Raw genomic sequence first — 21065 nt, 5'->3', positions numbered from 1 at the left:
CGGGAGGCGAATTCTACAGCGTTACACGCTGCTGTCAACACCTCTTTTTCAACTTCCTTTTGGCTTCGATGAACTGAAGCAACCTGCCGCCGAAACCTACATAACTCATTGAATATCAAGGAGTTTTCCGTTTCGACTGCGCCGGAAGTGGGGCGAATTATAGACATCCTGAATCTGCCGTCAACCGTTAATTTCACTTTTCTTTCAATCACTTGCAGATTGGCTGAAAAACAGTCAACCGCTTCTCTATATAGGAAGTAAACGCCGCGCTTCTATATAGAAGGAATGTCTACAGCACTCCAGCGGCTTTCAAATCAGCCACCGCACCCGCCCCCATCCCAAGCACCCGCTGCAAAACATCCAGCGTATGCTCACCCAACAAGGGAGGCGCCCGACGATACTCAACCGGCGTCTGCGACAAACGAATGGGGCTGGCTACCTGAGGCACCAAACCCGCCAACGCATGCGGCATCTCTATCGCCAAGCCACGCGCCTTGACCTGAGGGTCCTCAAACACTTGCGACAAATCATTGATTGGCCCGCACGGCACGCCCGCCTGCTCCAGCTGAGCAACCCACTCGGCAGTCGTCTTGAACACGGTTGCCTGACGAATCAAAGGAATCAGCTCCGCGCGATTCGCCACCCGCAACTTATTGGTCGCGAAACGCGGATCATCCGCCCACTGCGGCTGCCCCGCCACTTCGGCAAACTTGCGGAACTGCCCGTCATTACCCACGGTGAGGATGAAATCACCATCGGCCGTAGGAAAATCCTGATAAGGCACGATGTTCGGATGCGCATTGCCCAAGCGCTTCGGTGCGTTGCCCGTTGTCAGGTAGTTCATCGCCTGGTTAGCCAGACACGCCACCTGGACATCCAGCAATGCCATGTCGATGTGCTGCCCACCACCGTCGTGATCGCGATGAGCCAGCGCAGCCAGAATGGCTACCGTCGAATACAGACCGGTGAGAATATCCGTCAGCGCCACACCAACTTTCACCGGACCGGCACCCTCATCACCCTCAGGACGCCCGGTCAGGCTCATCAGCCCACCCAGCCCCTGAATCATGAAGTCATAGCCGGCGCGCTTGGCATACGGCCCGGTCTGGCCGAATCCGGTAATCGAGCAATAGATCAGGTCCGGATTGATCGCTTTCAGCGATTCGTAGTCCAGCCCATACGCCGCCAGACCACCGACCTTGAAATTCTCAATGAGGATGTCCGACTTCGCCGCTAGCTCGCGCACCAGCTTCTGACCTTCGGGCCGCGTGAAGTCGATGGTCACCGATTGCTTGTTGCGGTTGGCCGACAGGTAATAAGCCGCCTCAGACGTATTCTCGCCATAAGCGTCTTTAAGGAAGGGCGGCCCCCAGGCGCGCGTATCATCACCATTGCCCGGGCGCTCGACCTTGATCACTTCGGCGCCAAGGTCGGCAAGGATCTGCCCGGCCCACGGTCCGGCCAATACTCGCGATAAATCCAGTACCCGCAGATGCGACAGCGCGCCCATGGTCGCTCTCCTATTAATAGAACGCCTGCAGACCGGTTTGCGCACGCCCGAGGATCAGCGCGTGAACGTCGTGAGTCCCTTCATAGGTATTCACCACTTCCAGGTTGACCAGATGACGGGCCACGCCGAATTCGTCGGAGATGCCGTTACCACCCAACATGTCGCGAGCCATACGGGCGATATCCAGGGACTTGCCGCACGAGTTGCGCTTCATGATCGAAGTGATCTCGACCGCAGCAGTGCCTTCATCTTTCATACGCCCCAACCGCAGGCAGCCTTGCAGGGCCAAGGTGATTTCGGTCTGCATGTCTGCCAGTTTTTTCTGGATCAACTGAGTGGCAGCCAATGGGCGACCGAACTGCTGACGATCGAGGGTGTATTGGCGAGCGGTGTGCCAGCAGAACTCGGCAGCGCCCAGTGCGCCCCAAGAGATGCCATAACGCGCGGAGTTGAGGCAGGTAAACGGACCTTTCAGGCCACGCACATCCGGGAAGATGTTCTCTTCCGGCACAAACACGTTATCCATAACGATTTCACCAGTGATCGACGCGCGCAGGCCGACCTTGCCGTGAATCGCCGGAGCGCTCAGGCCTTTCCAGCCTTTTTCCAGGACGAAGCCACGAATGTCACCGGCGTCGTCTTTGGCCCAGACCACGAACACATCGGCGATCGGGCTGTTGGTGATCCACATTTTCGCGCCGGTCAGGCTGTAGCCGCCGTCGACCTTACGTGCACGAGTGATCATCGCGCCCGGGTCGGAACCGTGGTTGGGTTCGGTCAGACCGAAGCAGCCGATCCATTCGCCGGAAGCCAGCTTCGGCAGGTACTTCTGCTTTTGCGCTTCGGTGCCGAATTCGTTGATCGGCACCATCACCAGCGACGACTGTACGCTCATCATCGAGCGGTAGCCGGAGTCGACACGCTCGACTTCACGGGCAATCAGACCGTAGCTGACATAGTTCAGGCCGCTGCCGCCGTACTGTTCAGGGATGGTCGCGCCCAACAGACCGACTTCGCCCATCTCGCGGAAGATCGCCGGGTCGGTTTTCTCATGACGGAAGGCTTCAAGAACGCGTGGCGCGAGCTTCTGCTGAGCGAACTGCTCGGCGGTGTCGCGGATCATGCGCTCTTCTTCAGTGAGCTGTTGATCCAGCAGCAGGGGATCGATCCAATTGAAGCTAGCTTTACCGCCCATGAGTCTGTCCTCGCAAATCGGTGAATTAACGTGGCATTGATCCTAGGCGCGGTTCGCCGTCGCGGCAAACGAGGATTTCGCATTCTGTTGTGCTAATTTCTCACTCCGAAACGTCGCGAAATGCCTTTTATGCGGCGCATTAGTGAGGTTGACGTACATGCGCAGGAAGATCCCCAGCACCACCGCCCTGATCAGTTTCGAAGCTGCCGCGCGCCACGAGAGCTTTACCCGCGCTGCCGAAGAACTTTCCCTGACTCAAGGCGCCATTTGTCGACAAATAGCCAGCCTTGAGGAGTTCCTCAGTGTGGAACTGTTCCGACGCTCGCGACGCGGAGTGAAGCTGACCGAGGCGGGGCTTTCCTACAGCCGCCGAGTCGCGACGCAACTGGATGCAGTCGAACGCGACACGCTGTCAGTGATGGGCCAGCAAGGCACCAACGTAATTGAACTGGCGGTGGTGCCGACCTTCGGCACGCAATGGCTGCTGCCACGTCTGAAAGATTTCCAGCTCAAGCATCCGGAAGTCACGGTCAACCTGACCAACCGCACCCGGCCCTTTCTGTTTGCCGATACCGAATTCGATGCAGCGATCTACTTCGGTGATGCCGATTGGTCCGGTACCGAATCCCACAGGCTGATGGGCGAGAATCCGATGCCGGTCTGTAGCCCCGCCCTACTCGGCAACAAGACGCTTCTGACAGCCGCAGCCATCGCCGAACTGCCGCTGCTGCAGCAGACCACCCGACCTTACGCCTGGCGCCAGTGGTTCAACTCGCAACAGCTGAATATCCCCCGCGACATGACAGGCCCGCGCTACGAGCTATTCTCCATGCTCGCCCAAGCGGCCATGCACGACATGGGCATTGCGCTGATTCCACCGTTCCTGATTCAGCGCGAGCTGGCCGAGAAACGCTTGGTGATTGCAAACCCGCAGGCGCTTTCCAGCATCAAGGCCTACTACCTGATGATTCCTGAGCGAAAGGTCGAATCAGCGTCATTAAAGGCATTTCGTGACTGGCTGGTAACTCAGGCACAGAGCTACAGCCTAGAAGGGTAAAGGCTTACAACGCTACCTAACCCCGTAGTCAGGAAAACAAAAGCCCTACAGATATAAGTATTTGTCGCAATTCAACAGACTGTATCCGAAAGTCGTACAGACGTCCCACAAGCGCCTATCGACGTGGCTTTGAGCCTTCATCGGCGACTCATTACTGCCTATTCACGCCACCGATGAGAAATTTTTCCATATTCAGCCAGAATCCTTACAGGGCACGGCCTGCAAGGGGTTGCGCCGGCCACTGCGACATTCGGTCACGGGATGACTTGTAGTTAATTTTCCGTCACCCGTCATAATCCCTTGAAGGGCATAAAGTTCGCCTGCAAAATGCCGCGCCCCGCCCTGATTTGGCGGGATCGTGCTGATCGGCCGCCCCAGTCGCACCATCCGTAGTGCATGGGTTTACTCAATAAGATCACGCAGGAGATTTGACGTGCACATTGGTGTTCCTCTCGAAACCCAGACCGGTGAAACACGGGTTGCTGCAACCCCGGAAACCATAAAAAAGCTGATCAGCCAAGGTCATAAGGTCACTGTGCAAACCGGCGCCGGCGTTAAAGCCAGCGTTGTTGACAGTGCCTATGAAGCGGCAGGCGCAACCATTGGCAGTGCCAATGACGCGTTTGGCGCCGAGCTGATTCTCAAAGTGGTCGCCCCAAGCGATGCCGAACTGACGCTGATCAAGCGCGGTACGGTGCTGGTGGGCATGCTCAACCCGTTCAACAACGAAACCATCGCGAAGATGGCCGAGTGCGGCATTACCGCGTTCGCCCTCGAAGCGGCGCCGCGCACCTCACGCGCGCAGAGTCTCGATGTGTTGTCGTCGCAGGCGAACATTGCCGGCTATAAGGCTGTGTTGTTGGCCGCTCACTACTATCCTCGCTTCATGCCGATGCTGATGACCGCTGCGGGCACCGTGAAAGCGGCGCGCGTGCTGATTCTTGGTGCCGGTGTGGCCGGGTTGCAGGCGATCGCCACGGCGAAACGTCTGGGTGCGGTGATCGAAGCTTCTGACGTGCGTCCGGCGGTAAAAGAGCAAATTGAATCCCTCGGTGCCAAATTCGTCGACGTGCCGTACGAGACCGATGAAGAGCGTGAATGCGCCGTCGGTGTCGGCGGTTACGCGCGACCAATGCCGGCGAGCTGGATGCAGCGTCAGGCCCAGGCTGTGCACGAACGCGCCAAGCAGGCTGACATCGTCATCACCACCGCGCTGATTCCGGGCCGCAAGGCACCGACGCTATTGAGCGCGGAAACCGTGGCGCAGATGAAACCGGGTTCGGTGGTCATCGATCTCGCGGCGGCTCAGGGCGGCAACTGCCCGTTGACCGTGGCCGATCAGGTCGTGGTCGAAAATGGCGTGACCATTTGCGGCCCAACCAATCTGGCCGGTGAAGTCGCAGCAGACGCCTCGGCACTTTACGCGCGCAACCTGCTGGACTTCCTCAAGCTGGTATTCACCAAAGAAGGCCAGTTCGACGTCAACCTCGAAGACGACATCGTCGCCGCGTGCCTGATGTGCCGCGACGGCCAAGTCATCCGCAAAAACGCCTAAGCAGGGATTCAGACGATGGAAGAGCTTATCTCCCCCGGTATCTACAACCTGATCATCTTCGTGCTGGCGATTTATGTCGGTTACCACGTGGTCTGGAACGTTACACCTGCGCTGCACACGCCTTTGATGGCAGTAACCAACGCCATCTCGGCGATCGTGATCGTCGGCGCCATGCTCGCGGCCGCACTGACCGTTACGCCGCTGGGCAAAACCATGGGCACCCTCGCCGTGGCACTGGCTGCGGTCAACGTGTTCGGTGGCTTCCTGGTCACCCGCCGCATGCTTGAGATGTTCAAGAAGAAAGCCCCGAAAGTAAAAGAAGAGGCGCCGAAGTAATGAGCATGAATCTCGTCACGACGCTCTACCTGATCGCGTCGATCTGCTTTATCCAGGCCCTCAAAGGCTTGTCGCACCCGACTACCTCGCGGCGCGGCAACCTGTTCGGCATGCTCGGCATGGCGTTGGCCATCCTGACCACCGTCGGCCTTATCTATAAGTTGGGCGCTGAGCTGGCCACGGCCGGTATCGGTTACGTGATCGTTGGCCTGCTGGTCGGCGGCACCGCCGGTTCGATCATGGCCAAGCGCGTTGAAATGACCAAGATGCCGGAATTGGTCGCCTTCATGCACAGCATGATCGGCCTTGCGGCAGTGTTCATTGCCATCGCCGCTGTGGTGGAGCCGCAATCGCTGGGCATCGTCAAGCAACTGGGCGACTCGATTCCGGCGGGCAACCGTCTGGAGCTGTTCCTCGGCGCTGCGATCGGTGCGATCACCTTCTCCGGTTCGGTGATTGCGTTCGGCAAGCTGTCGGGCAAGTACAAGTTCCGTCTGTTCCAGGGCGCCCCGGTACAGTTCGCTGGTCAGCACAAGCTCAATGCCGTGCTGGGTCTGGCGACGCTGGCACTGGGTCTGACCTTCATGTTCACCGGCAACCTCACCGCATTCGCGCTGATGTTGGCGCTGGCGTTCGTGATGGGCGTGTTGATCATCATCCCGATTGGCGGCGCCGACATGCCGGTCGTGGTGTCGATGCTCAACAGCTACTCGGGCTGGGCGGCGGCGGGAATTGGCTTCTCGCTGAACAACTCGATGCTGATCATCGCCGGTTCGCTGGTGGGTTCGAGCGGCGCGATCCTCTCGTACATCATGTGCAAAGCGATGAACCGTTCCTTCTTTAATGTACTGCTCGGCGGCTTCGGCAACACGGCAGACGCAGGTCCTGCCGGTGCGAAAGAAGCACGTCCGGTGAAATCCGGTTCGGCTGACGACGCGACCTTCCTGCTGACCAACGCCGACACCGTGATCATCGTCCCGGGCTACGGTCTGGCAGTGGCACGTGCGCAACATGCGCTGAAAGAGCTGACCGAGAAGCTGACCCACCGTGGCGTGACTGTGAAGTACGCGATCCACCCCGTGGCGGGCCGTATGCCGGGGCACATGAACGTTCTGCTCGCCGAGGCCGAAGTGCCTTACGACCAGGTGTTTGAGATGGAGGACATCAACTCCGAGTTCGGTCAGGCCGACGTGGTGCTGGTGCTCGGCGCGAACGATGTGGTCAACCCGGCCGCAAAGAACGATCCCAAATCGCCGATTGCCGGCATGCCGATTCTCGAAGCGTTCAAAGCCAAGACCATCATCGTCAACAAGCGCTCGATGGCCAGCGGCTATGCCGGTCTGGACAACGAATTGTTCTACCTGGACAAAACCATGATGGTGTTCGGCGACGCGAAGAAAGTCATCGAAGACATGGTCAAAGCGGTCGAATAATTCCCCGCTGCAATAGCGAACGCCCCGACTTGTCGGGGCGTTTTTGTTTGCGCAAACAGTCGGACAATTTGCCGCGTTGTTGCAGATCCGGTAACGGTGTTTTACTTCAAACCCGCTAAATAGACGCCTCGTTTGCGACCTTGGTAGCGGGACAGGCGCTCGTCAAATTCACTAGACTGCGCATCCTGCTACTCGCTTCCCGAGATAATAATCCATGTACCGTGACCGTATTCGCCTGCCTTCGTTGTTGGATAAAGTGATGAGCGCCGCCGACGCAGCCGCTTTGATTGAGGACGGCATGACCGTCGGCATGAGCGGTTTCACCCGCGCCGGCGAAGCCAAAGCAGTCCCTCACGCACTGGCCGAGCGGGCCAAGGTCACGCCGCTGAAGATCAGCCTGATGACCGGCGCCAGCCTGGGCAACGACCTCGACAAGCAACTGACCGAAGCCGGCGTGCTGTCGCGTCGCATGCCGTTCCAGGTCGACAGCACCCTGCGCAAGGCGATCAATGCCGGCCAGGTTATGTTTATCGACCAGCATCTGTCGGAAACCGTCGAGCAACTGCGCAACCAACAACTGAAGCTGCCGGACATCGCGGTCATCGAAGCCGTGGCCATCACCGAGCAAGGCCACATCGTGCCGACCACCTCGGTGGGCAACTCGGCGAGCTTCGCGATTTTCGCCAAACAGGTAATCGTCGAAATCAATATGGCGCACAACGCCAACCTCGAAGGCCTGCATGACATCTATATCCCGACTTACCGCCCGACGCGCACGCCGATCCCGCTGGTAAAAGTCGATGATCGCATCGGCAGCACCGCGATTCCGATTCCGCCGGAGAAGATTGTCGCCATCGTCATCACTCAGCAGGCCGATTCGCCGTCTACCGTGTCGTCGCCGGACGTCGACACCAACGCCATTGCCGATCACCTGATCACCTTCTTCAAGCAGGAAGTCGACGCCGGGCGCATGACCAACAAGCTCGGCCCGTTGCAGGCGGGGATCGGCAACATTGCCAACGCGGTGATGTGCGGTCTGATCGATTCGCCGTTTGAAGACCTGACGATGTACTCCGAAGTGCTGCAGGATTCGACCTTCGATCTGATCGACGCCGGCAAGCTGAGCTTTGCGTCGGGCAGCTCGATCACCCTGTCGGAACGCCGCAACAGCGACGTGTTCGGCAATCTGGAGAAGTACAAGGACAAACTGGTGCTGCGTCCGCAGGAAATCTCCAACCACCCGGAAGTGGTGCGCCGCCTAGGCATCATCGGGATCAACACGGCGCTGGAGTTCGACATCTACGGCAACGTCAACTCCACCCACGTTTGCGGCACGCGGATGATGAACGGCATCGGCGGTTCCGGCGACTTCGCGCGTAACGCGCATCTGGCGGTGTTCGTGACCAAGTCGATCGCCAAGGGCGGCGCGATTTCCAGCGTGGTGCCGATGGTCAGCCACGTTGACCACACCGAGCACGATGTCGACATTCTGGTGACCGAAGTTGGGCTGGCTGACTTGCGCGGCCTGGCGCCACGGGAACGGGCGCGGGTGATCATCGATAACTGTGTGCACCCGGACTTCCGTCAAGCGCTGGATGATTACTTCACGAAGGCCTGTGCAATTGGTGGCCATACCCCACACATTCTGCGTGAAGCGTTGAGCTGGCATGTGAACCTGGAAGAAACCGGGCGCATGCTTGCGGTGTAATTCACACAGATAAACCGTTGGCGCAAACACAGTTTGCGTCAGCGGATTGTTGTAATCTTCAAAGCTTACAAAAACTGTACTGCTGTACTGGTCTTTTCCTACAGCTTTTGCCTACCTTTTTCCTCGAATTGAGCAATAACGCACCACTTAAGTGCGGACAGGTACAGTTTGCTCGTTTTTGACCCGTACACCCCCTATAAACAGTTAACTGGTCACTCACAATACAGTTGAACTGTATCTAGAGAGACTTGGCAAACGAGAGGATCATGGGCACCAGTCAAACCACTACCTGATCCCGCCACAAGCGGAAGGATGTCAACCATGGAACGTACACTCAGTTCCGAACTGTTCTTCGAAGACAAAGCTGTAAACACCCAGGCTTCCCTGCCTCTGCGCGTTATCGCCAACCTGATGTTGTGGCAGCGCCGCATCTCCAGCCGCCATCAACTGGCTCGCCTGGATTCGCGTTTGCTGGCTGACGCCGGTATCAGCGAAGCACAACGCTACGAAGAGCTGAGCAAGCCGTTCTGGCGCTAAGTAGCGTCGCTGGCTCTGGTCGTTAGACCCACCGCCAGCAACCCGAATTGAACAAACGAAACCCGTCGTGGGAAACCACGACGGGTTTCGTCGTTTTGGGGGGGTTTTAAGTCTCTATACAGCTGGCTTTATCACCGGCAGGTACAGTTTATTAGAATCGCTACCTGAACCAGTACAATTTGCCTCTTCTGTATCTGCCTATTCCTCTGTCGCAGGCTCAACATGACCTTCCGCCTTCACCGGCAATAAGGAATACGTCATGAATGACTTACAGGATGTTTCAGAAAGCTTCAGCCAACCCTACCCTCGCCCAAACGCTCTGCGTCGCCTGTTTCTCGGACTTCGGGACAGCCTGGCACGCGCCAAAACGCGGCAACTGCTGGCTCAACTGGATGGCCGTGACCTCGCCGATCTTGGCCTCAGCCACGCCGATCGCCTGCATGAACTGGATAAACCCTTCTGGCGCTAGCATTCTGCCCACTGTGCGAATCCCGCAAAGCAGGCCTAATATCCACACAGAACGTGGCGAATGTTGTGTCACTGGCGTCTGACTCCTCAGATACCGAGCCACCTCTCAATACGGTTTATCCATAGGAGTTACACCATGTCCCGTCTTCGTCTGCTCAGCGCTGCCGCCCTGTTGGCCGTGGCTGCCAACGCCAGCGCCACCAGTTTCATCGTCACCACCGACGCCGTTGTCGGTGCACTGAAGTCCTCGTCCGACGCGACTTCCGACGTCACCTCCTCCTTCCGTGACGACAAGATCGTGCTCGCCGCCCGTGACGATGCCGCCAGCTTCGTCGCCAGCGAAGGTGAAATCCGTGGGGTGAAACTGGAAAGCGCGCTGGATCACATCCGTCACCAGGCGCCACAGCTGCAAGCCACTGACGCACAACTGGCTCAAGCTATTCTGACGATCTAAACGATCGCAGCCATGCGGGACACGCCAGGCGTGTCCCGATGTTTCGGCGCTGGCTCTGGCCCGGGCATTGCGCTAGCCTTTGGGCTCACTAAAAATTACCGAGTCCGATGCGCTTTCTTCCAAATCTACTGATTCCCTCCGTATTGTTCACCGCCTGCTGGGCGACATCGGTCGATGCCTTTGATGCTTTCAATGCGTCGACGCAAGGCACCGTCGTCAGTGGTTACGCCACCAGCATGGTGTCTTCCGCACCGTTCGACCGTAAACTGCTGCTCACGGCCCACGATGATGCCGCAGCTTTTGTTGCCAGTGACGGTGAATGGCGAGGTGCTCGACTGGAATCCGCGCTGCATTACCTGCGCAAAACCCGGCCGAAACTTCATGTCAGCGACCTTGAACTGGCAGAGGCAATTCTCGTCCAATAGTTATCCTGTACCCCTGTTATCCTTGCCCTTCCGGAGTCGTTCCATGCGTAGCCCGCTGATTGCTGCCGCCCTTGGCCTGTTTTTGTTGGCCGACGTGGCCCAGGCGCACACCCTGGTAGCCACCAGTAACATCATCGTTCGTGCCTCCCAGCGCACTATCGATTTCACTTCCGACACCACCACGTCGATCCGCGATTCGAAAATCATCCGCGAAGCACACGATGATGCCGCCAGTTTCGTCGCCACTAACGGTGATATCCGTGGCGCGCATCTGGAAGCCGCGCTCAACACCCTGCGCACCCGTGTGCCGGAAGCGCGCGACGCCAGCGATCAGGTTCTCGCCGAAGCCATCCTCGCACTGTGAAGTCACTCGGCACCTGGCTGCTGGTCGGGGCGTTGTTGCTGCTTGGCAACAGCGCCCACGCCGGCCTGCAATTGCGGCTCAAGACCGACGGTCTGAGCCCTGCCCAACAACAGGCCAGCCAGGCGCTGATCGATGAGGCGATGCAAAAGCTGCCGCCGAGCTTTATCGAGCGGCTGGATCGGCGCATCGATGTCGGCTGGACCGACGACATGCCGAGCAACGCCTATGGCCAAGCCACGCTGGTCGCCGAACTCGACCTGAATCGCAAACTGCTCGCCAGCCTGACTGACGGCAGCGCCGCCAAAGAAAAAACCAATCGCCCCCACGGCACTGTGCGTCAGGAACTGCTCGCCACGGTGCTGCACGAAATTACCCACATTTACGATCGCGCGCGCTTGTGGCCGGACGCCGAGCGCACGCGAATCCAGCGCTGCACCCGCCGCTTCAACAGCGCCGGGCTGATCGGCATTCCCGATGAGTGTCGCGGGCAGAACGGCCGGCGTTTCACCCTCAGTGATGACCCGCGCCTGCTCGATCTCGCCGGTTGGCAGCAATACGTCGGTCGTCGGGGTGAGCGTGAACAGCACAACCGCCAGATCGCCCGCAGCCCGGACCTGTACGAAATCTCCAGCCCGAAGGAGTTTGTCGCGGTCAACATGGAGTATTTCCTCCTCGACCCGAGCTATGCCTGCCGTCGCCCGGCGCTGTATCGCTATTACCAGGAGCACTTCGGCTGGGCACCGCCGGCCAAGGACACCTGCAGCAAGACCTTCTCCTTTTTGAATGCCGGTAACGACTTCGCCAAGCAACCCTTGGGGCAAGTTGATCCGGAACGGGTTTACGCCGTCGATTACCTGTTGGCCGAAGCCAATCAGAACTGGGTCAGCCGCTGGGGCCACAGCATGTTGCGTCTGGTGATTTGCGCGCCGGGCCGCCCGCGTGGGCCGGATTGCCGGCTCGATCTGGATCAGCATCTGGTGCTGTCCTACCGCGCCTTTGTCGGCGATGTGCAGCTGTCGAGCTGGGACGGACTGGTCGGCAAATACCCATCGCGATTGTTCGTGCTGCCGCTCGCGCAGGTCATCGACGAATACACCAAGACCGAATTGCGCAGCCTTGCTTCCGTGCCGCTGAACCTGTCACGGGACGAGATCGAAGGCGTGGTCGAGCACGCGGCCGAAATGCATTGGAGCTACGACGGCAACTACTTCTTCCTCTCCAACAACTGCGCGGTGGAAGGTCTGAAGCTGTTGCGCAGCGGCAGTAACAACAACCAGTTCGTGGGTCTGGACAGCATCATGCCCAACGGTTTGCTGGAAGTGATGAAGGGCCGTGGTCTGGCGGACACCAGCGTGCTAGATGATCCGAAAGAAGCCCTGCGCCTGGGTTACCGCTTCGACTCGTTCCGCGATCGCTATCAGGCGATGTTCGATGTGCTGAAGAAGCAATTGCCGATCAAGCAGAATACCGTTGAGGAATGGCTTTCACTGACAGCCGAAGAACGCCGCGAGTGGTTCGAACGCGCCGACTTGCGTACCAGCGCCGCGCTGCTGTTGCTGGAGCAAGCCAGCTATCGCCGCCAATTGCTGCTGGCGCAGGATGAGGTGAAGCAGCGTTACCTCGGCGCGCGGGAACTGGAAAACGGCGGGATGGATAAAGCCAACGCGACCTTGCAGGAAATTCTCGCCAACAGCGGGTTCCTCAGTCGTCCGGCGGAATTGCTCGATTCCAAGGGTTACGGACTGCCCCAGCCGACCGAGTTCAGTCGACTCGAAGCGGAGAGCAGTCAGCGGCAGAAGAAGCTGCTGGCACTGTCCGGAGATCTGGATGCAGAAGTGCGTAAGTTACTGGAGCCCAAGCGGGCTGCGGAAATTGCGGCCAGTGAGGAGAACGTGAAGCAGATCGGCGCGCATTTACGAAAATTGCACAAGGCCTCGGGCGGACTGGAATTGCCCTGAAAAAAAGATCGCAGCCCTTGGCTGCGATCTTTTTTATTGCCTGCAGATCAATACAAAACGCCATCGAGAATTTCGTAGACGATCCCGGTGCCCACCGCGATCAGCACGATATCACCCCCCGCCCGGCGCCATTCGTAACCCGGGTACACCGGCAGACGACCTAACGCCCGATTATCCAGACGCTCGCCGTAATAGCCGTGCGGCAACGGCCGGCCACGCTCCAGATGGATCCCCGGAGGCGGCGGCGCACCGCGTACAAAGTAGCCATGATTGTCACGAATGGTCTGGCGCACCGGGCCAAAATCGCGCGGGGGCGGGCCACCACGGTGGTCGTTCTGTGGGCCACGGTGGTCGTCACCGTGATTATCGCCGCGGTTATCGTGCTGGCCCTGTTGCGGGCCGCCGTGATCATGATCGTCGCGCGGATCGGCGCTGGCCAGCAGCGGTGTCGCGCTGATCATCAGCACGCCCAGTCCGGCCATCAGACGTTTCGGCATTTTCATCGGGTCTTTCCTCACGGCACAAACAGCAAAAAGGGACTCAGAACCTGGTTCTGAATCCCTCGGTCTTGCTGGATTAGTCTGTGCCGCGAGGTGCTAATTCCTCTGTATCAGGAACTTTACCTTTAGCTGACGCGGGCCTTACGCACGCCTTCGGAGAGAGCCGAGCACAGGCTCAGCACGCCGTCGATGGCCTGGTCGGGTGTGGTCGCGTTGGCGATGTGATCGATCAATGCCGAACCCACCACCACACCGTCGGCCAAACGCGCGATGGACGCCGCCTGCTCCGGCGTACGGATGCCGAAACCGATGCTGATCGGCAGATCGGTATGACGACGCAGACGGGTCACCGCCTCTTCAACGTGCTCCAGCGTCGCCGCGCCGGCACCGGTCACACCGGCGACCGACACGTAGTAAACGAAACCGGAACTGCCGTTGAGCACCTTCGGCAGACGCGCGTCGTCAGTGGTCGGCGTGGTCAGGCGGATGAAGTCCAGACCCGCAGCCTGCGCCGGGTCGCACAGCTCGGCGTTATGCTCAGGCGGCATGTCGACCACGATCAGACCATCGACGCCGGCCTCTTTCGCATCGGCGATGAAGCGCTCAACGCCATACATATGGATCGGGTTGAAGTAGCCCATCAGCACCAGCGGCGTATCGCTGTTGCCTTCACGGAACTCGCGAACCATTTGCAGGGTTTTCGCCAGGTTCTGTTTGGCGCCCAAGGCACGGATGTTCGCCAGTTGAATCGCCGGGCCGTCGGCCATCGGGTCGGTGAACGGCATGCCCAACTCGATCACGTCGGCGCCGGCGCCCGGCAAGCCTTTGAGGATCGCCAGCGAGGTGTCGTAGTCCGGATCACCGGCGGTGACGAAGGTCACCAGCGCGGCGCGGTTCTGTTCTTTGAGGTCGGCAAAGCGGGTTTGCAGGCGGCTCATCAGTGTTTCTCCTGCTTCGACTGTTCCATATGGTGCATGACGGTCTGCATGTCTTTGTCGCCACGGCCCGACAGGTTGACCACCATCAGGTGATCCTTCGGTAGCTTCGGTGCACGTTTGAACACTTCAGCCAGGGCGTGGGCGCTTTCCAGGGCAGGAATGATCCCCTCCAGGCGGCAGCATTTGTGGAACGCATCCAGCGCTTCGTCGTCAGTCACCGAGGTGTATTGAACGCGGCCGATGTCATGCAACCAAGCGTGTTCAGGGCCGATGCCTGGGTAATCGAGGCCAGCGGATATCGAGTGGGCGTCGATGATCTGGCCATCGTCGTCCTGCAGCAGGAAGGTACGGTTGCCGTGCAGCACACCCGGAACGCCGCCATTCAGGCTCGCTGCATGCTTGCCGGTTTCGATGCCGTAACCCGCGGCTTCAACGCCGATGATCTCGACGCTCTTGTCATCAAGGAACGGGTGGAACAGGCCCATGGCGTTAGACCCGCCACCGATGCACGCCACCAGGCTGTCCGGCAGGCGACCTTCCTGAGCCTGCAACTGATCGCGGGTTTCCTTGCCGATCACGGCCTGGAAGTCGCGAACCATCGCTGGGTATGGATGTGGGCCGGCCACGGTGCCGATCAGGTAAAAGGTGTTGTCGACGTTGGTCACCCAGTCACGCAGGGCTTCATTCATCGCATCTTTCAGGGTGCCGGTGCCAGCCACCACCGGGATCACTTCAGCGCCCAGCAACTTCATGCGGAACACGTTGGCCTGCTGACGTTCGATGTCAGTGGTGCCCATGTAGATCACGCAGTCCAGACCGAAACGTGCGGCGACGGTGGCAGTGGCCACGCCGTGCATGCCGGCGCCGGTCTCGGCGATGATGCGTTTCTTGCCCATGCGCCGTGCCAGCAGGATCTGGCCGATGCAGTTGTTAATCTTGTGCGCGCCGGTGTGGTTCAGCTCTTCGCGCTTGAGATAAATCTTTGCGCCGCCGCAGAACTCGGTCAGGCGTTCAGCGAAATACAGCGGACTCGGACGGCCGACGTAATCACGCTGGAAGTAGGCCAATTCTTCTTTGAACGCCGGATCTTCCTTGGCCGCTTCGTATTCGCGGGCCAGATCGAGGATCAACGGCATCAGGGTTTCCGCCACGTAGCGGCCACCGAACGAGCCGAACAGGCCGTTGGCGTCAGGGCCGTTACGCAGATCAGAGGTGTTCGAAGTCTGGGTCATGAGTCGCTCCAGGTGAATTCGGGTCAAAAGACAATGACGACCACTCTACCCCTGACCTTCTACGCTGAAAACCGATAAGATCGCCACAACCTGTCAGGAAAACTCACAGATACCATGAGCCACGACCTTCCCCCGCTGAACGCCTTGCGTGCGTTCGAAGCCACCGCCCGGCTGAACAGCGTCAGTCAGGCTGCCGAACAGCTGCACGTCACCCATGGCGCGGTCAGTCGTCAGCTCAAGGTGTTGGAAGAACACCTTGGCGTCAGTCTGTTCGTCAAAGATGGGCGCGGCTTGAAACTCACAGATGCCGGCATGCGGTTACGCGATGCAAGTGGCGAGGCGTTTGACCGCTTGCGCAGTGTTTGCGCCGAGCTGACGCAGAGCACCGCCGATGCACCGTTCGTCTTGGGTTGCTCTGGAAGTCTGTTAGCGCGCTGGTTTATTCCGCGTTTGGGGCGATTGAATGCCGATCTGCCGGATTTGCGGCTGCACCTGTCGGCGGGCGAAGGCGATCTCGATCCACGACGCCCGGGGCTGGATGCTTTGCTGCTGTTCGCCGAACCACCGTGGCCGGCGGACATGCAAGTCTATGAACTGGCCGCAGAACGTATCGGCCCGGTGATAAGTCCGCTGTTCAGCGGCTATCAACGCCTGCAAACCGCGCCAGCCTCGGCACTGCTAAACGAACCGTTGCTGCACACCACTTCGCGCCCGCAAGCCTGGCCGAGTTGGGCGCAGCAGAACGCACTCGACGCAAAAGCATTGAAGCTGGGGCAAGGTTTCGAGCATTTGTATTATTTGCTGGAGGCAGCAGTTGCTGGGCTTGGCGTGGCCATCGCGCCGGAGCCGCTAGTGACGGAAGATTTGAAGGCCGGTCGCCTGGTTGCGCCATGGGGCTTTTGTGAAACCCCGGCGCAACTGGCGTTGTGGCTACCCAAGCGCGCCGCAGACGGGCGCGCTCGGCAACTGGCGCAGTGGCTCAAGAACGAACTGCGCCAGACGGATCACTCGCCGCGCTTGAACAGCAAGTAAGCCGCCAGCAGACCGATCGCACCGACGGCCACACCGGCCGTCGTCCATGGATGTTCCTGGGCGTAATCACGGGTGGCGATCCCGGTTTCGCGGGTTTTCACTTTGACTTCTTCATAGGCATCGCTGAGCAGATGGCGCGAGTGCTTCAGCGCACTTTCGGCATTGCTTTTCAGCGCCTTGAGGGTCTTGCGCGACTCGTCCGAAGCGTCGTCTTTCAAGCTTTCCAACGATTTGAGCAGACTCTCGATCTCGGCTTCCATGCTTTGCAACGAGGCTTTACGTAAAGAGGTGTTGGCCATGGTGGCTCTCCTGCATTGGTGATGAGTGGCGTGTGTTGGTTGGGACTTCAGCGGTTTGAGAAAGTGCAGAAAATCTGAACTTCGCCTGCGCGATGCCGCCGAAATCAACAGCGCAGATTCACTGCTAGTCTCAATTCCACACGCCAAGGAGATCGCCATGAGTGACCATCACACGTACAAGAAAGTCGAGCTGGTCGGTTCGTCCGCCAGCAGCATCGAAGACGCCATCAACAACGCGCTGGCCGAAGCCAACAAGAGCATCAAGCATCTTGAGTGGTTTGAAGTGGTCGACACCCGTGGCCACATCAAGGACGGCAAGGCGGCGCACTTTCAGGTGACGCTGAAAGTCGGCTTCCGCATTGCCAGCAGCTGAGTTTGGTCTAGTCTTCTGAACTTGCGCGCTGGCCGAGTGCCATAGGAATGGCAAAGCGCTACAGGGTGAGTGCATCGGGTCAACGCTCGATGCCCGCCTCTTTTAATCCGACCAGGGAGTGCGACCGATGAAGAAGTTCATGTTGGCAGTAGGTTTGTTGAGCCTTGCGGGTGGTGCGTTTGCTGCCGGCAAGCCATGTGAAGAGCTGAAAAGCGAGATTGCGGCGAAGCTGGATGCCAAGGGCGTTTCCGGGTATTCGCTGGAGATTGTCGATAAGGGCGCAGCGGCTGGCGGCGACGTCGTCGGTACCTGCGAAGGTGGCACCAAGGAAATCGTCTACAAGCGCGGTTGAGTGCGCCTGAAATGCAAAAGCCGACGTGAAGGCGTCGGCTTTTTTGTGTTCAGGATTTGGGATTTTTAGTGGATTTGAAATCGAACCCCCTCACCCCAGCCCTCTCCCCCAAAGGGGGCGAGGGGGAAAGGGAGCAGATCGGGGGGCTGTTCAAAACCTGAGTTCGACTCGATTTTTCAGGTCGATGTCGAGCGCGAGAACACCTCAATCAGTCCCCTCTCCCTCCGGGAGAGGGTTAGGGTGAGGGGCTTTTCAGCCCTTCATCACCTGCGCCAACAACTCGTACGAATGCACGCGATCGGCGTGTTCGTAGAGATCACTGGTAAAAATCAGCTCATCCGCCTGGGTCTGCTCAACCAGCACCTCCAGCTTCGCGCGAATCTTCTGCGGGCTACCAACCATCGCCAGACCGAGGAAATCACCCACCGCCTCACGCTCATGGGGCAACCACAAGCCATCCATGGTTTTCACCGGCGGACGCTGCACCAGGCTCTGCCCACGCATCAACGCGAGAATGCGCTGGTACACCGAAGTCGCCAGGTAATCGGCTTGCTCATCAGTATCGGCGGCCACCAGCGGCACGCCGAGCATCACGTACGGCTTGTCGAGCACCGCCGAGGGTTTGAAGTGATTGCGATAAACGCGAATCGCCTCGTGCATGAAACGCGGGGCGAAGTGCGAGGCGAAGGCGTAAGGCAAGCCGCGCTCACCGGCCAGTTGCGCACTGAACAGGCTGGAACCGAGCAGCCAGATCGGCACATTGGTGCCGCTGCCCGGCATCGCGATCACGCGCTGATCCGGCGTGCGCGGGCCGAGGTAGCGCACCAGTTCGGCGACGTCTTCGGGGAAATCATCAGCGCTGCCGGAGCGTTCACGGCGCAACGCCCGAGCAGTCATTTGATCGGAGCCGGGCGCGCGGCCCAGGCCGAGATCGATCCGTCCCGGATAGAGACTTTCGAGGGTGCCGAACTGCTCGGCGATCACCAGCGGCGCATGGTTGGGCAGCATCACGCCGCCGGAGCCAACGCGGATGGTCGACGTTCCGCCCGCCAGATAACCCAGCAGCACCGACGTTGCCGAACTGGCAATGCCGTCCATGTTGTGGTGTTCGGCCACCCAGAACCGCGTGTAGCCAAATTTCTCGACGTGCTGCGCCAAATCCAGCGAGTTGCGCAGCGATTGCGCCGGGCTGCCGTTCTCGCGCACCGGCACCAGATCGAGGGTGGAAAATTTTACGTCGGACAGTTGCTTCATAAACCTGCGTCTCCGAGTGAGGAGGCAGGTTCTTCTTGCAAACGAAAACCTGCCGAATCCATAAGCGTGTTTTGTGCAATGAGGGCATATACCCGAGTTTCAATAGCAGTGATGAAATTTCCTACTAAAAAAGTCAACGATTCAGCCGGGCTGAACTTTGCTGCGGCGTCTATCCTCAGAAGCCTTGCAAGCAAAAACCACGACGACGCGGCGTTTCCGCGTCAGATCTTGAGGAGGCAGACATGGCTATCGTGAAGAAAGCATCCGCACATTGGGCAGGCGATCTGAAAACCGGCATCGGCTCGATCTCCACTGAAACCGGTGTCCTCAGAGAAGCGCCCTACGGTTTCAAGGCGCGCTTTGAGGGCGGCAAAGGTACCAACCCGGAGGAGCTGATCGGCGCGGCGCATGCCGGCTGCTTCTCCATGGCGTTTTCGATGATTCTGGGCGATGCGGGCCTGAAGGCCGACAGCATTGATACCCAGGCTGAAGTGACTCTCGATCAGGTGGATGGCGGGTTCGCGATCACCGCGGTGAAGCTGATCCTCAAGGCGAAAATCCCTGGGGCGACGCAGGCGCAGTTTGAAGAGCTGAGCAACAAGGCCAAGGAAGGGTGCCCGGTCTCGAAAGTGCTGAATGCGAAGATTACGCTTGAGGCTTCGCTGGTCAGTTGATTCGGTGTTGTCTGATCTGACGCCTTCGCGAGCAGGCTCGCTCCTACAGTTGATCTCCAGCGAACACAATTATTGTGAGCGTCGAAGATCCCCTGTAGGAGTGAGCCTGCTCGCGATAGCCATCTGCTGATCACCCAAGGTTTGAAACCTTCAGCACAAGTTGTGAGCGAAGTCAGAACCCTCGCTGTAAAAGTATGGTCGAATAAATGACAGCAGCTTCAGCGCACGCCCGTGCGCGCTGCCTCAGGGAGCTTCACTCATGAAACGTATTGGCTTGGCGATCCTCTGCAGTGCACTGGCCACTTCTGCCATTGCGGCACCCAAAGACTGTGAAGAACTGAAAAAAGAAATCGAAGTGAAGATTCAGGCCAAAGCCGTGCCGTCCTACACACTGGAAATCGTCAGCAAGGAAGAGGCCGCAAAACATGACATCGCCATGGTGGTCGGTTCATGTGAGAACGGCACCAAAGCGATCATCTATCAAAAGAACGATCGCTGAGTCACCTCAGATAATGCAGTTGTAGTCGTAATCCTCGGCGACGATTTCACGCTTGGCGTTATACAGCCGGGCGCTCGGTGTGAACCCCAGCGAACGCCCTTCCAGCACATAACGCTGCCCGGCCTCGAAATGGTCGTAGCGGATGTACAGGTAGCACAGCCGCTCTACGGGGCCAGTCATCAGGGCGCCACCACCGCCAAACACTTCGAAATCAAACCGCACGCGCAATTCGTGGCTGCCCGAGGTGACCTGAAAGTAGCGCCCGTCATTCAGTCGCTGTTTGTCGAGGCGCTCGGCCATCAGCACTTTACCGCCGGGTGTCGGCGTCGAAAAATCGACCCAGGCCATCTGCGGATCGACCGGGGGCAATGGCGTCTGACAACCGGCCACAAGAGTAGCAACGAGCAACAACAGCAACTGGCGCATGACGAATATCCACTGATCTGAATACTCAGCATAGCGCCGTTCAGGTGCGCTGACAGCCTGCCGGCGTGCCCTGGCCTACCACTTTGCGCTGCTCGTCATAGAGCTTGGCCCAAGGCCGGAAACCAATACTGCCGGCCTGCAACTGATAACGCTGGCCGGCGTTGAAGTCCTTGAATTTCACGCTCAACTGGCAATCGCGCCACAGCGGCTCAGCGTCAGGACCGATGTTGGTCGCCTCGACCGGGAATTGATAACGCACCTTCAACTCATGGCTGCCGGGCTGTACTTCGAAGTAGCGTTTGTCGGCAGTCGCTTGGGTATCGACCTGCAGCGCTTGCAGCGCCGTGTCCTGCTGCCGGGCATCAAGATCGATCCAGGCTTGCGAAGGGTCAGGATCGGGCATTCCGAATCCGGCACAACCGGCCAGCGTCAGCAGGCCTCCTGACAGCATCAACATGCGCATAGCGGTGCTCCTTAAGGCGGGAT

General features: G+C 59.0%; 25 protein-coding genes. 16 read left to right on the top strand and 9 right to left on the bottom strand.

All coding sequences use genetic code 11. From position 1 onward, the window contains the following. Positions 1-289 precede the first annotated feature (289 nt). Together ACOYXH_RS26140 and ACOYXH_RS26135 are read right to left on the bottom strand one after the other, a co-directional pair. On the bottom strand, positions 290-1510 hold the full coding sequence (locus ACOYXH_RS26140; RefSeq protein WP_095049507.1) for a CaiB/BaiF CoA transferase family protein: 1221 nt from the start codon (positions 1508-1510) through the stop codon (positions 290-292). A gap of 13 nt (positions 1511-1523) precedes the next feature. Further along, positions 1524-2705: an acyl-CoA dehydrogenase gene (locus ACOYXH_RS26135; RefSeq protein ID WP_095049508.1), complete on the bottom strand. Its 1182-nt coding sequence runs from the start codon at positions 2703-2705 to the stop codon at positions 1524-1526. 157 nt (positions 2706-2862) lie between these two features. On the opposite strand from ACOYXH_RS26135, the gene ACOYXH_RS26130 reads away from it, so the two are divergent. From ACOYXH_RS26130 to ACOYXH_RS26080, 11 genes are all read left to right on the top strand, one after another. Next, positions 2863-3762: a LysR family transcriptional regulator gene (locus tag ACOYXH_RS26130; RefSeq protein WP_093429466.1), complete on the top strand. Its 900-nt coding sequence runs from the start codon at positions 2863-2865 to the stop codon at positions 3760-3762. Positions 3763-4195: 433 nt separating this feature from the next. After that, positions 4196-5317 carry a Re/Si-specific NAD(P)(+) transhydrogenase subunit alpha gene (locus tag ACOYXH_RS26125; RefSeq protein WP_093429467.1) on the top strand — a complete coding sequence of 374 codons (1122 nt, stop codon included), beginning with the start codon at positions 4196-4198 and terminating at the stop codon, positions 5315-5317. A 15-nt stretch (positions 5318-5332) separates the two neighbouring features. Then, positions 5333-5653, top strand: coding sequence for an NAD(P) transhydrogenase subunit alpha part 2 (locus ACOYXH_RS26120; protein WP_003187417.1), 321 nt, complete (start codon positions 5333-5335; stop codon positions 5651-5653). Then, a complete protein-coding gene (locus ACOYXH_RS26115; protein WP_007911651.1) occupies positions 5653-7086 on the top strand; it encodes an NAD(P)(+) transhydrogenase (Re/Si-specific) subunit beta in 1434 nt (477 codons plus the stop codon). Before ACOYXH_RS26120 ends, ACOYXH_RS26115 begins: the two co-directional genes overlap by 1 nt. A gap of 214 nt (positions 7087-7300) precedes the next feature. Continuing rightward, positions 7301-8794, top strand: coding sequence for an acetyl-CoA hydrolase/transferase family protein (locus tag ACOYXH_RS26110; protein WP_258709048.1), 1494 nt, complete (start codon positions 7301-7303; stop codon positions 8792-8794). Between the two features lie 321 nt (positions 8795-9115). Then, positions 9116-9331, top strand: a complete 216-nt coding sequence (locus tag ACOYXH_RS26105) for a DUF1127 domain-containing protein (protein ID WP_007911656.1) — start codon at positions 9116-9118, stop codon at positions 9329-9331. Positions 9332-9590: 259 nt separating this feature from the next. Further along, positions 9591-9800, top strand: a complete 210-nt coding sequence (locus ACOYXH_RS26100) for a DUF1127 domain-containing protein (RefSeq protein WP_095049510.1) — start codon at positions 9591-9593, stop codon at positions 9798-9800. Positions 9801-9935: 135 nt separating this feature from the next. Beyond that, positions 9936-10253 carry a DUF2388 domain-containing protein gene (locus ACOYXH_RS26095; protein ID WP_007911658.1) on the top strand — a complete coding sequence of 106 codons (318 nt, stop codon included), beginning with the start codon at positions 9936-9938 and terminating at the stop codon, positions 10251-10253. Between the two features lie 107 nt (positions 10254-10360). Beyond that, on the top strand, positions 10361-10678 hold the full coding sequence (locus ACOYXH_RS26090) for a DUF2388 domain-containing protein (protein WP_460066616.1): 318 nt from the start codon (positions 10361-10363) through the stop codon (positions 10676-10678). 43 nt (positions 10679-10721) lie between these two features. After that, positions 10722-11042 (top strand): DUF2388 domain-containing protein, encoded by a 321-nt coding sequence (locus ACOYXH_RS26085; RefSeq protein ID WP_007911662.1) that lies wholly within the window; start codon positions 10722-10724, stop codon positions 11040-11042. Then, on the top strand, positions 11039-13000 hold the full coding sequence (locus tag ACOYXH_RS26080) for a DUF7844 domain-containing protein (RefSeq protein WP_449123755.1): 1962 nt from the start codon (positions 11039-11041) through the stop codon (positions 12998-13000). Before ACOYXH_RS26085 ends, ACOYXH_RS26080 begins: the two co-directional genes overlap by 4 nt. Before the next feature lie 47 nt (positions 13001-13047). On the opposite strand, the gene ACOYXH_RS26075 is transcribed toward ACOYXH_RS26080, so the two are convergent. The 3 genes from ACOYXH_RS26075 to trpB form a co-directional block, all read right to left on the bottom strand. Continuing rightward, complete coding sequence (locus ACOYXH_RS26075) at positions 13048-13503, bottom strand: anti-virulence regulator CigR family protein (RefSeq protein ID WP_095125107.1); 456 nt, start codon at positions 13501-13503, stop codon at positions 13048-13050. Between the two features lie 122 nt (positions 13504-13625). Further along, positions 13626-14438, bottom strand: coding sequence for a tryptophan synthase subunit alpha (gene trpA, locus ACOYXH_RS26070; protein ID WP_220557254.1), 813 nt, complete (start codon positions 14436-14438; stop codon positions 13626-13628). After that, positions 14438-15670 (bottom strand): tryptophan synthase subunit beta, encoded by a 1233-nt coding sequence (gene trpB, locus ACOYXH_RS26065; RefSeq protein ID WP_095049514.1) that lies wholly within the window; start codon positions 15668-15670, stop codon positions 14438-14440. The genes trpA and trpB overlap by 1 nt, the downstream gene beginning before the upstream one ends. Positions 15671-15784: 114 nt before the next feature. Between trpB and ACOYXH_RS26060 the strand changes: the two genes are divergently transcribed. Then, complete coding sequence (locus tag ACOYXH_RS26060) at positions 15785-16702, top strand: LysR family transcriptional regulator (protein WP_095049515.1); 918 nt, start codon at positions 15785-15787, stop codon at positions 16700-16702. On the opposite strand, the gene ACOYXH_RS26055 is transcribed toward ACOYXH_RS26060, so the two are convergent. Then, positions 16675-17001 carry an ElaB/YgaM/YqjD family protein gene (locus ACOYXH_RS26055; protein WP_007911686.1) on the bottom strand — a complete coding sequence of 109 codons (327 nt, stop codon included), beginning with the start codon at positions 16999-17001 and terminating at the stop codon, positions 16675-16677. The genes ACOYXH_RS26060 and ACOYXH_RS26055 overlap by 28 nt on opposite strands. Positions 17002-17158: 157 nt before the next feature. Between ACOYXH_RS26055 and ACOYXH_RS26050 the strand changes: the two genes are divergently transcribed. Continuing rightward, complete coding sequence (locus ACOYXH_RS26050) at positions 17159-17374, top strand: dodecin (protein WP_007911688.1); 216 nt, start codon at positions 17159-17161, stop codon at positions 17372-17374. Between the two features lie 127 nt (positions 17375-17501). Continuing rightward, entirely contained in the window at positions 17502-17726 is a 225-nt protein-coding gene (locus ACOYXH_RS26045) for a DUF1161 domain-containing protein (protein WP_007911690.1), read from the top strand. Between the two features lie 252 nt (positions 17727-17978). Here the strand turns inward: ACOYXH_RS26045 and ACOYXH_RS26040 are convergent, their stop codons facing one another. Then, positions 17979-18980, bottom strand: coding sequence for an LLM class flavin-dependent oxidoreductase (locus tag ACOYXH_RS26040; RefSeq protein ID WP_320413709.1), 1002 nt, complete (start codon positions 18978-18980; stop codon positions 17979-17981). 242 nt (positions 18981-19222) lie between these two features. Between ACOYXH_RS26040 and ACOYXH_RS26035 the strand changes: the two genes are divergently transcribed. Together ACOYXH_RS26035 and ACOYXH_RS26030 are read left to right on the top strand one after the other, a co-directional pair. Then, positions 19223-19654, top strand: coding sequence for an OsmC family protein (locus ACOYXH_RS26035; RefSeq protein ID WP_034152273.1), 432 nt, complete (start codon positions 19223-19225; stop codon positions 19652-19654). Positions 19655-19913: 259 nt separating this feature from the next. Then, positions 19914-20153, top strand: a complete 240-nt coding sequence (locus ACOYXH_RS26030; protein WP_320413708.1) for a DUF1161 domain-containing protein — start codon at positions 19914-19916, stop codon at positions 20151-20153. 6 nt (positions 20154-20159) lie between these two features. Here the strand turns inward: ACOYXH_RS26030 and ACOYXH_RS26025 are convergent, their stop codons facing one another. Beyond that, positions 20160-20579: a PA0061/PA0062 family lipoprotein gene (locus ACOYXH_RS26025; RefSeq protein ID WP_460410033.1), complete on the bottom strand. Its 420-nt coding sequence runs from the start codon at positions 20577-20579 to the stop codon at positions 20160-20162. Between the two features lie 40 nt (positions 20580-20619). Beyond that, positions 20620-21042, bottom strand: coding sequence for a PA0061/PA0062 family lipoprotein (locus ACOYXH_RS26020; RefSeq protein ID WP_034152270.1), 423 nt, complete (start codon positions 21040-21042; stop codon positions 20620-20622). Between the last annotated feature and the right edge of the window lie 23 nt (positions 21043-21065).

The sequence above is a fragment of the Pseudomonas sp. Mb7 genome (assembly GCF_054790525.1).
This window is presented reverse-complemented; position numbering and strand designations above follow the sequence as displayed.

What these genes read in the sequence shown, in the direction of transcription:
- ACOYXH_RS26140 (WP_095049507.1), bottom strand. Translation starts at nt 1,510, where the DNA reads ATGGGCGCGCTGTCGCATCTGCGGGTACTGGATTTATCGCGAGTATTG.
- ACOYXH_RS26135 (WP_095049508.1), bottom strand. Translation starts at nt 2,705, where the DNA reads ATGGGCGGTAAAGCTAGCTTCAATTGGATCGATCCCCTGCTGCTGGAT.
- ACOYXH_RS26130 (WP_093429466.1), top strand. Translation starts at nt 2,863, where the DNA reads ATGCGCAGGAAGATCCCCAGCACCACCGCCCTGATCAGTTTCGAAGCT.
- ACOYXH_RS26120 (WP_003187417.1), top strand. Translation starts at nt 5,333, where the DNA reads ATGGAAGAGCTTATCTCCCCCGGTATCTACAACCTGATCATCTTCGTG.
- ACOYXH_RS26115 (WP_007911651.1), top strand. Translation starts at nt 5,653, where the DNA reads ATGAGCATGAATCTCGTCACGACGCTCTACCTGATCGCGTCGATCTGC.
- ACOYXH_RS26110 (WP_258709048.1), top strand. Translation starts at nt 7,301, where the DNA reads ATGTACCGTGACCGTATTCGCCTGCCTTCGTTGTTGGATAAAGTGATG.
- ACOYXH_RS26105 (WP_007911656.1), top strand. Translation starts at nt 9,116, where the DNA reads ATGGAACGTACACTCAGTTCCGAACTGTTCTTCGAAGACAAAGCTGTA.
- ACOYXH_RS26100 (WP_095049510.1), top strand. Translation starts at nt 9,591, where the DNA reads ATGAATGACTTACAGGATGTTTCAGAAAGCTTCAGCCAACCCTACCCT.
- ACOYXH_RS26095 (WP_007911658.1), top strand. Translation starts at nt 9,936, where the DNA reads ATGTCCCGTCTTCGTCTGCTCAGCGCTGCCGCCCTGTTGGCCGTGGCT.
- ACOYXH_RS26090 (WP_460066616.1), top strand. Translation starts at nt 10,361, where the DNA reads ATGCGCTTTCTTCCAAATCTACTGATTCCCTCCGTATTGTTCACCGCC.
- ACOYXH_RS26085 (WP_007911662.1), top strand. Translation starts at nt 10,722, where the DNA reads ATGCGTAGCCCGCTGATTGCTGCCGCCCTTGGCCTGTTTTTGTTGGCC.
- ACOYXH_RS26075 (WP_095125107.1), bottom strand. Translation starts at nt 13,503, where the DNA reads ATGAAAATGCCGAAACGTCTGATGGCCGGACTGGGCGTGCTGATGATC.
- trpA (WP_220557254.1), bottom strand. Translation starts at nt 14,438, where the DNA reads ATGAGCCGCCTGCAAACCCGCTTTGCCGACCTCAAAGAACAGAACCGC.
- trpB (WP_095049514.1), bottom strand. Translation starts at nt 15,670, where the DNA reads ATGACCCAGACTTCGAACACCTCTGATCTGCGTAACGGCCCTGACGCC.
- ACOYXH_RS26060 (WP_095049515.1), top strand. Translation starts at nt 15,785, where the DNA reads ATGAGCCACGACCTTCCCCCGCTGAACGCCTTGCGTGCGTTCGAAGCC.
- ACOYXH_RS26055 (WP_007911686.1), bottom strand. Translation starts at nt 17,001, where the DNA reads ATGGCCAACACCTCTTTACGTAAAGCCTCGTTGCAAAGCATGGAAGCC.
- ACOYXH_RS26050 (WP_007911688.1), top strand. Translation starts at nt 17,159, where the DNA reads ATGAGTGACCATCACACGTACAAGAAAGTCGAGCTGGTCGGTTCGTCC.
- ACOYXH_RS26045 (WP_007911690.1), top strand. Translation starts at nt 17,502, where the DNA reads ATGAAGAAGTTCATGTTGGCAGTAGGTTTGTTGAGCCTTGCGGGTGGT.
- ACOYXH_RS26040 (WP_320413709.1), bottom strand. Translation starts at nt 18,980, where the DNA reads ATGAAGCAACTGTCCGACGTAAAATTTTCCACCCTCGATCTGGTGCCG.
- ACOYXH_RS26035 (WP_034152273.1), top strand. Translation starts at nt 19,223, where the DNA reads ATGGCTATCGTGAAGAAAGCATCCGCACATTGGGCAGGCGATCTGAAA.
- ACOYXH_RS26030 (WP_320413708.1), top strand. Translation starts at nt 19,914, where the DNA reads ATGAAACGTATTGGCTTGGCGATCCTCTGCAGTGCACTGGCCACTTCT.
- ACOYXH_RS26025 (WP_460410033.1), bottom strand. Translation starts at nt 20,579, where the DNA reads ATGCGCCAGTTGCTGTTGTTGCTCGTTGCTACTCTTGTGGCCGGTTGT.
- ACOYXH_RS26020 (WP_034152270.1), bottom strand. Translation starts at nt 21,042, where the DNA reads ATGCGCATGTTGATGCTGTCAGGAGGCCTGCTGACGCTGGCCGGTTGT.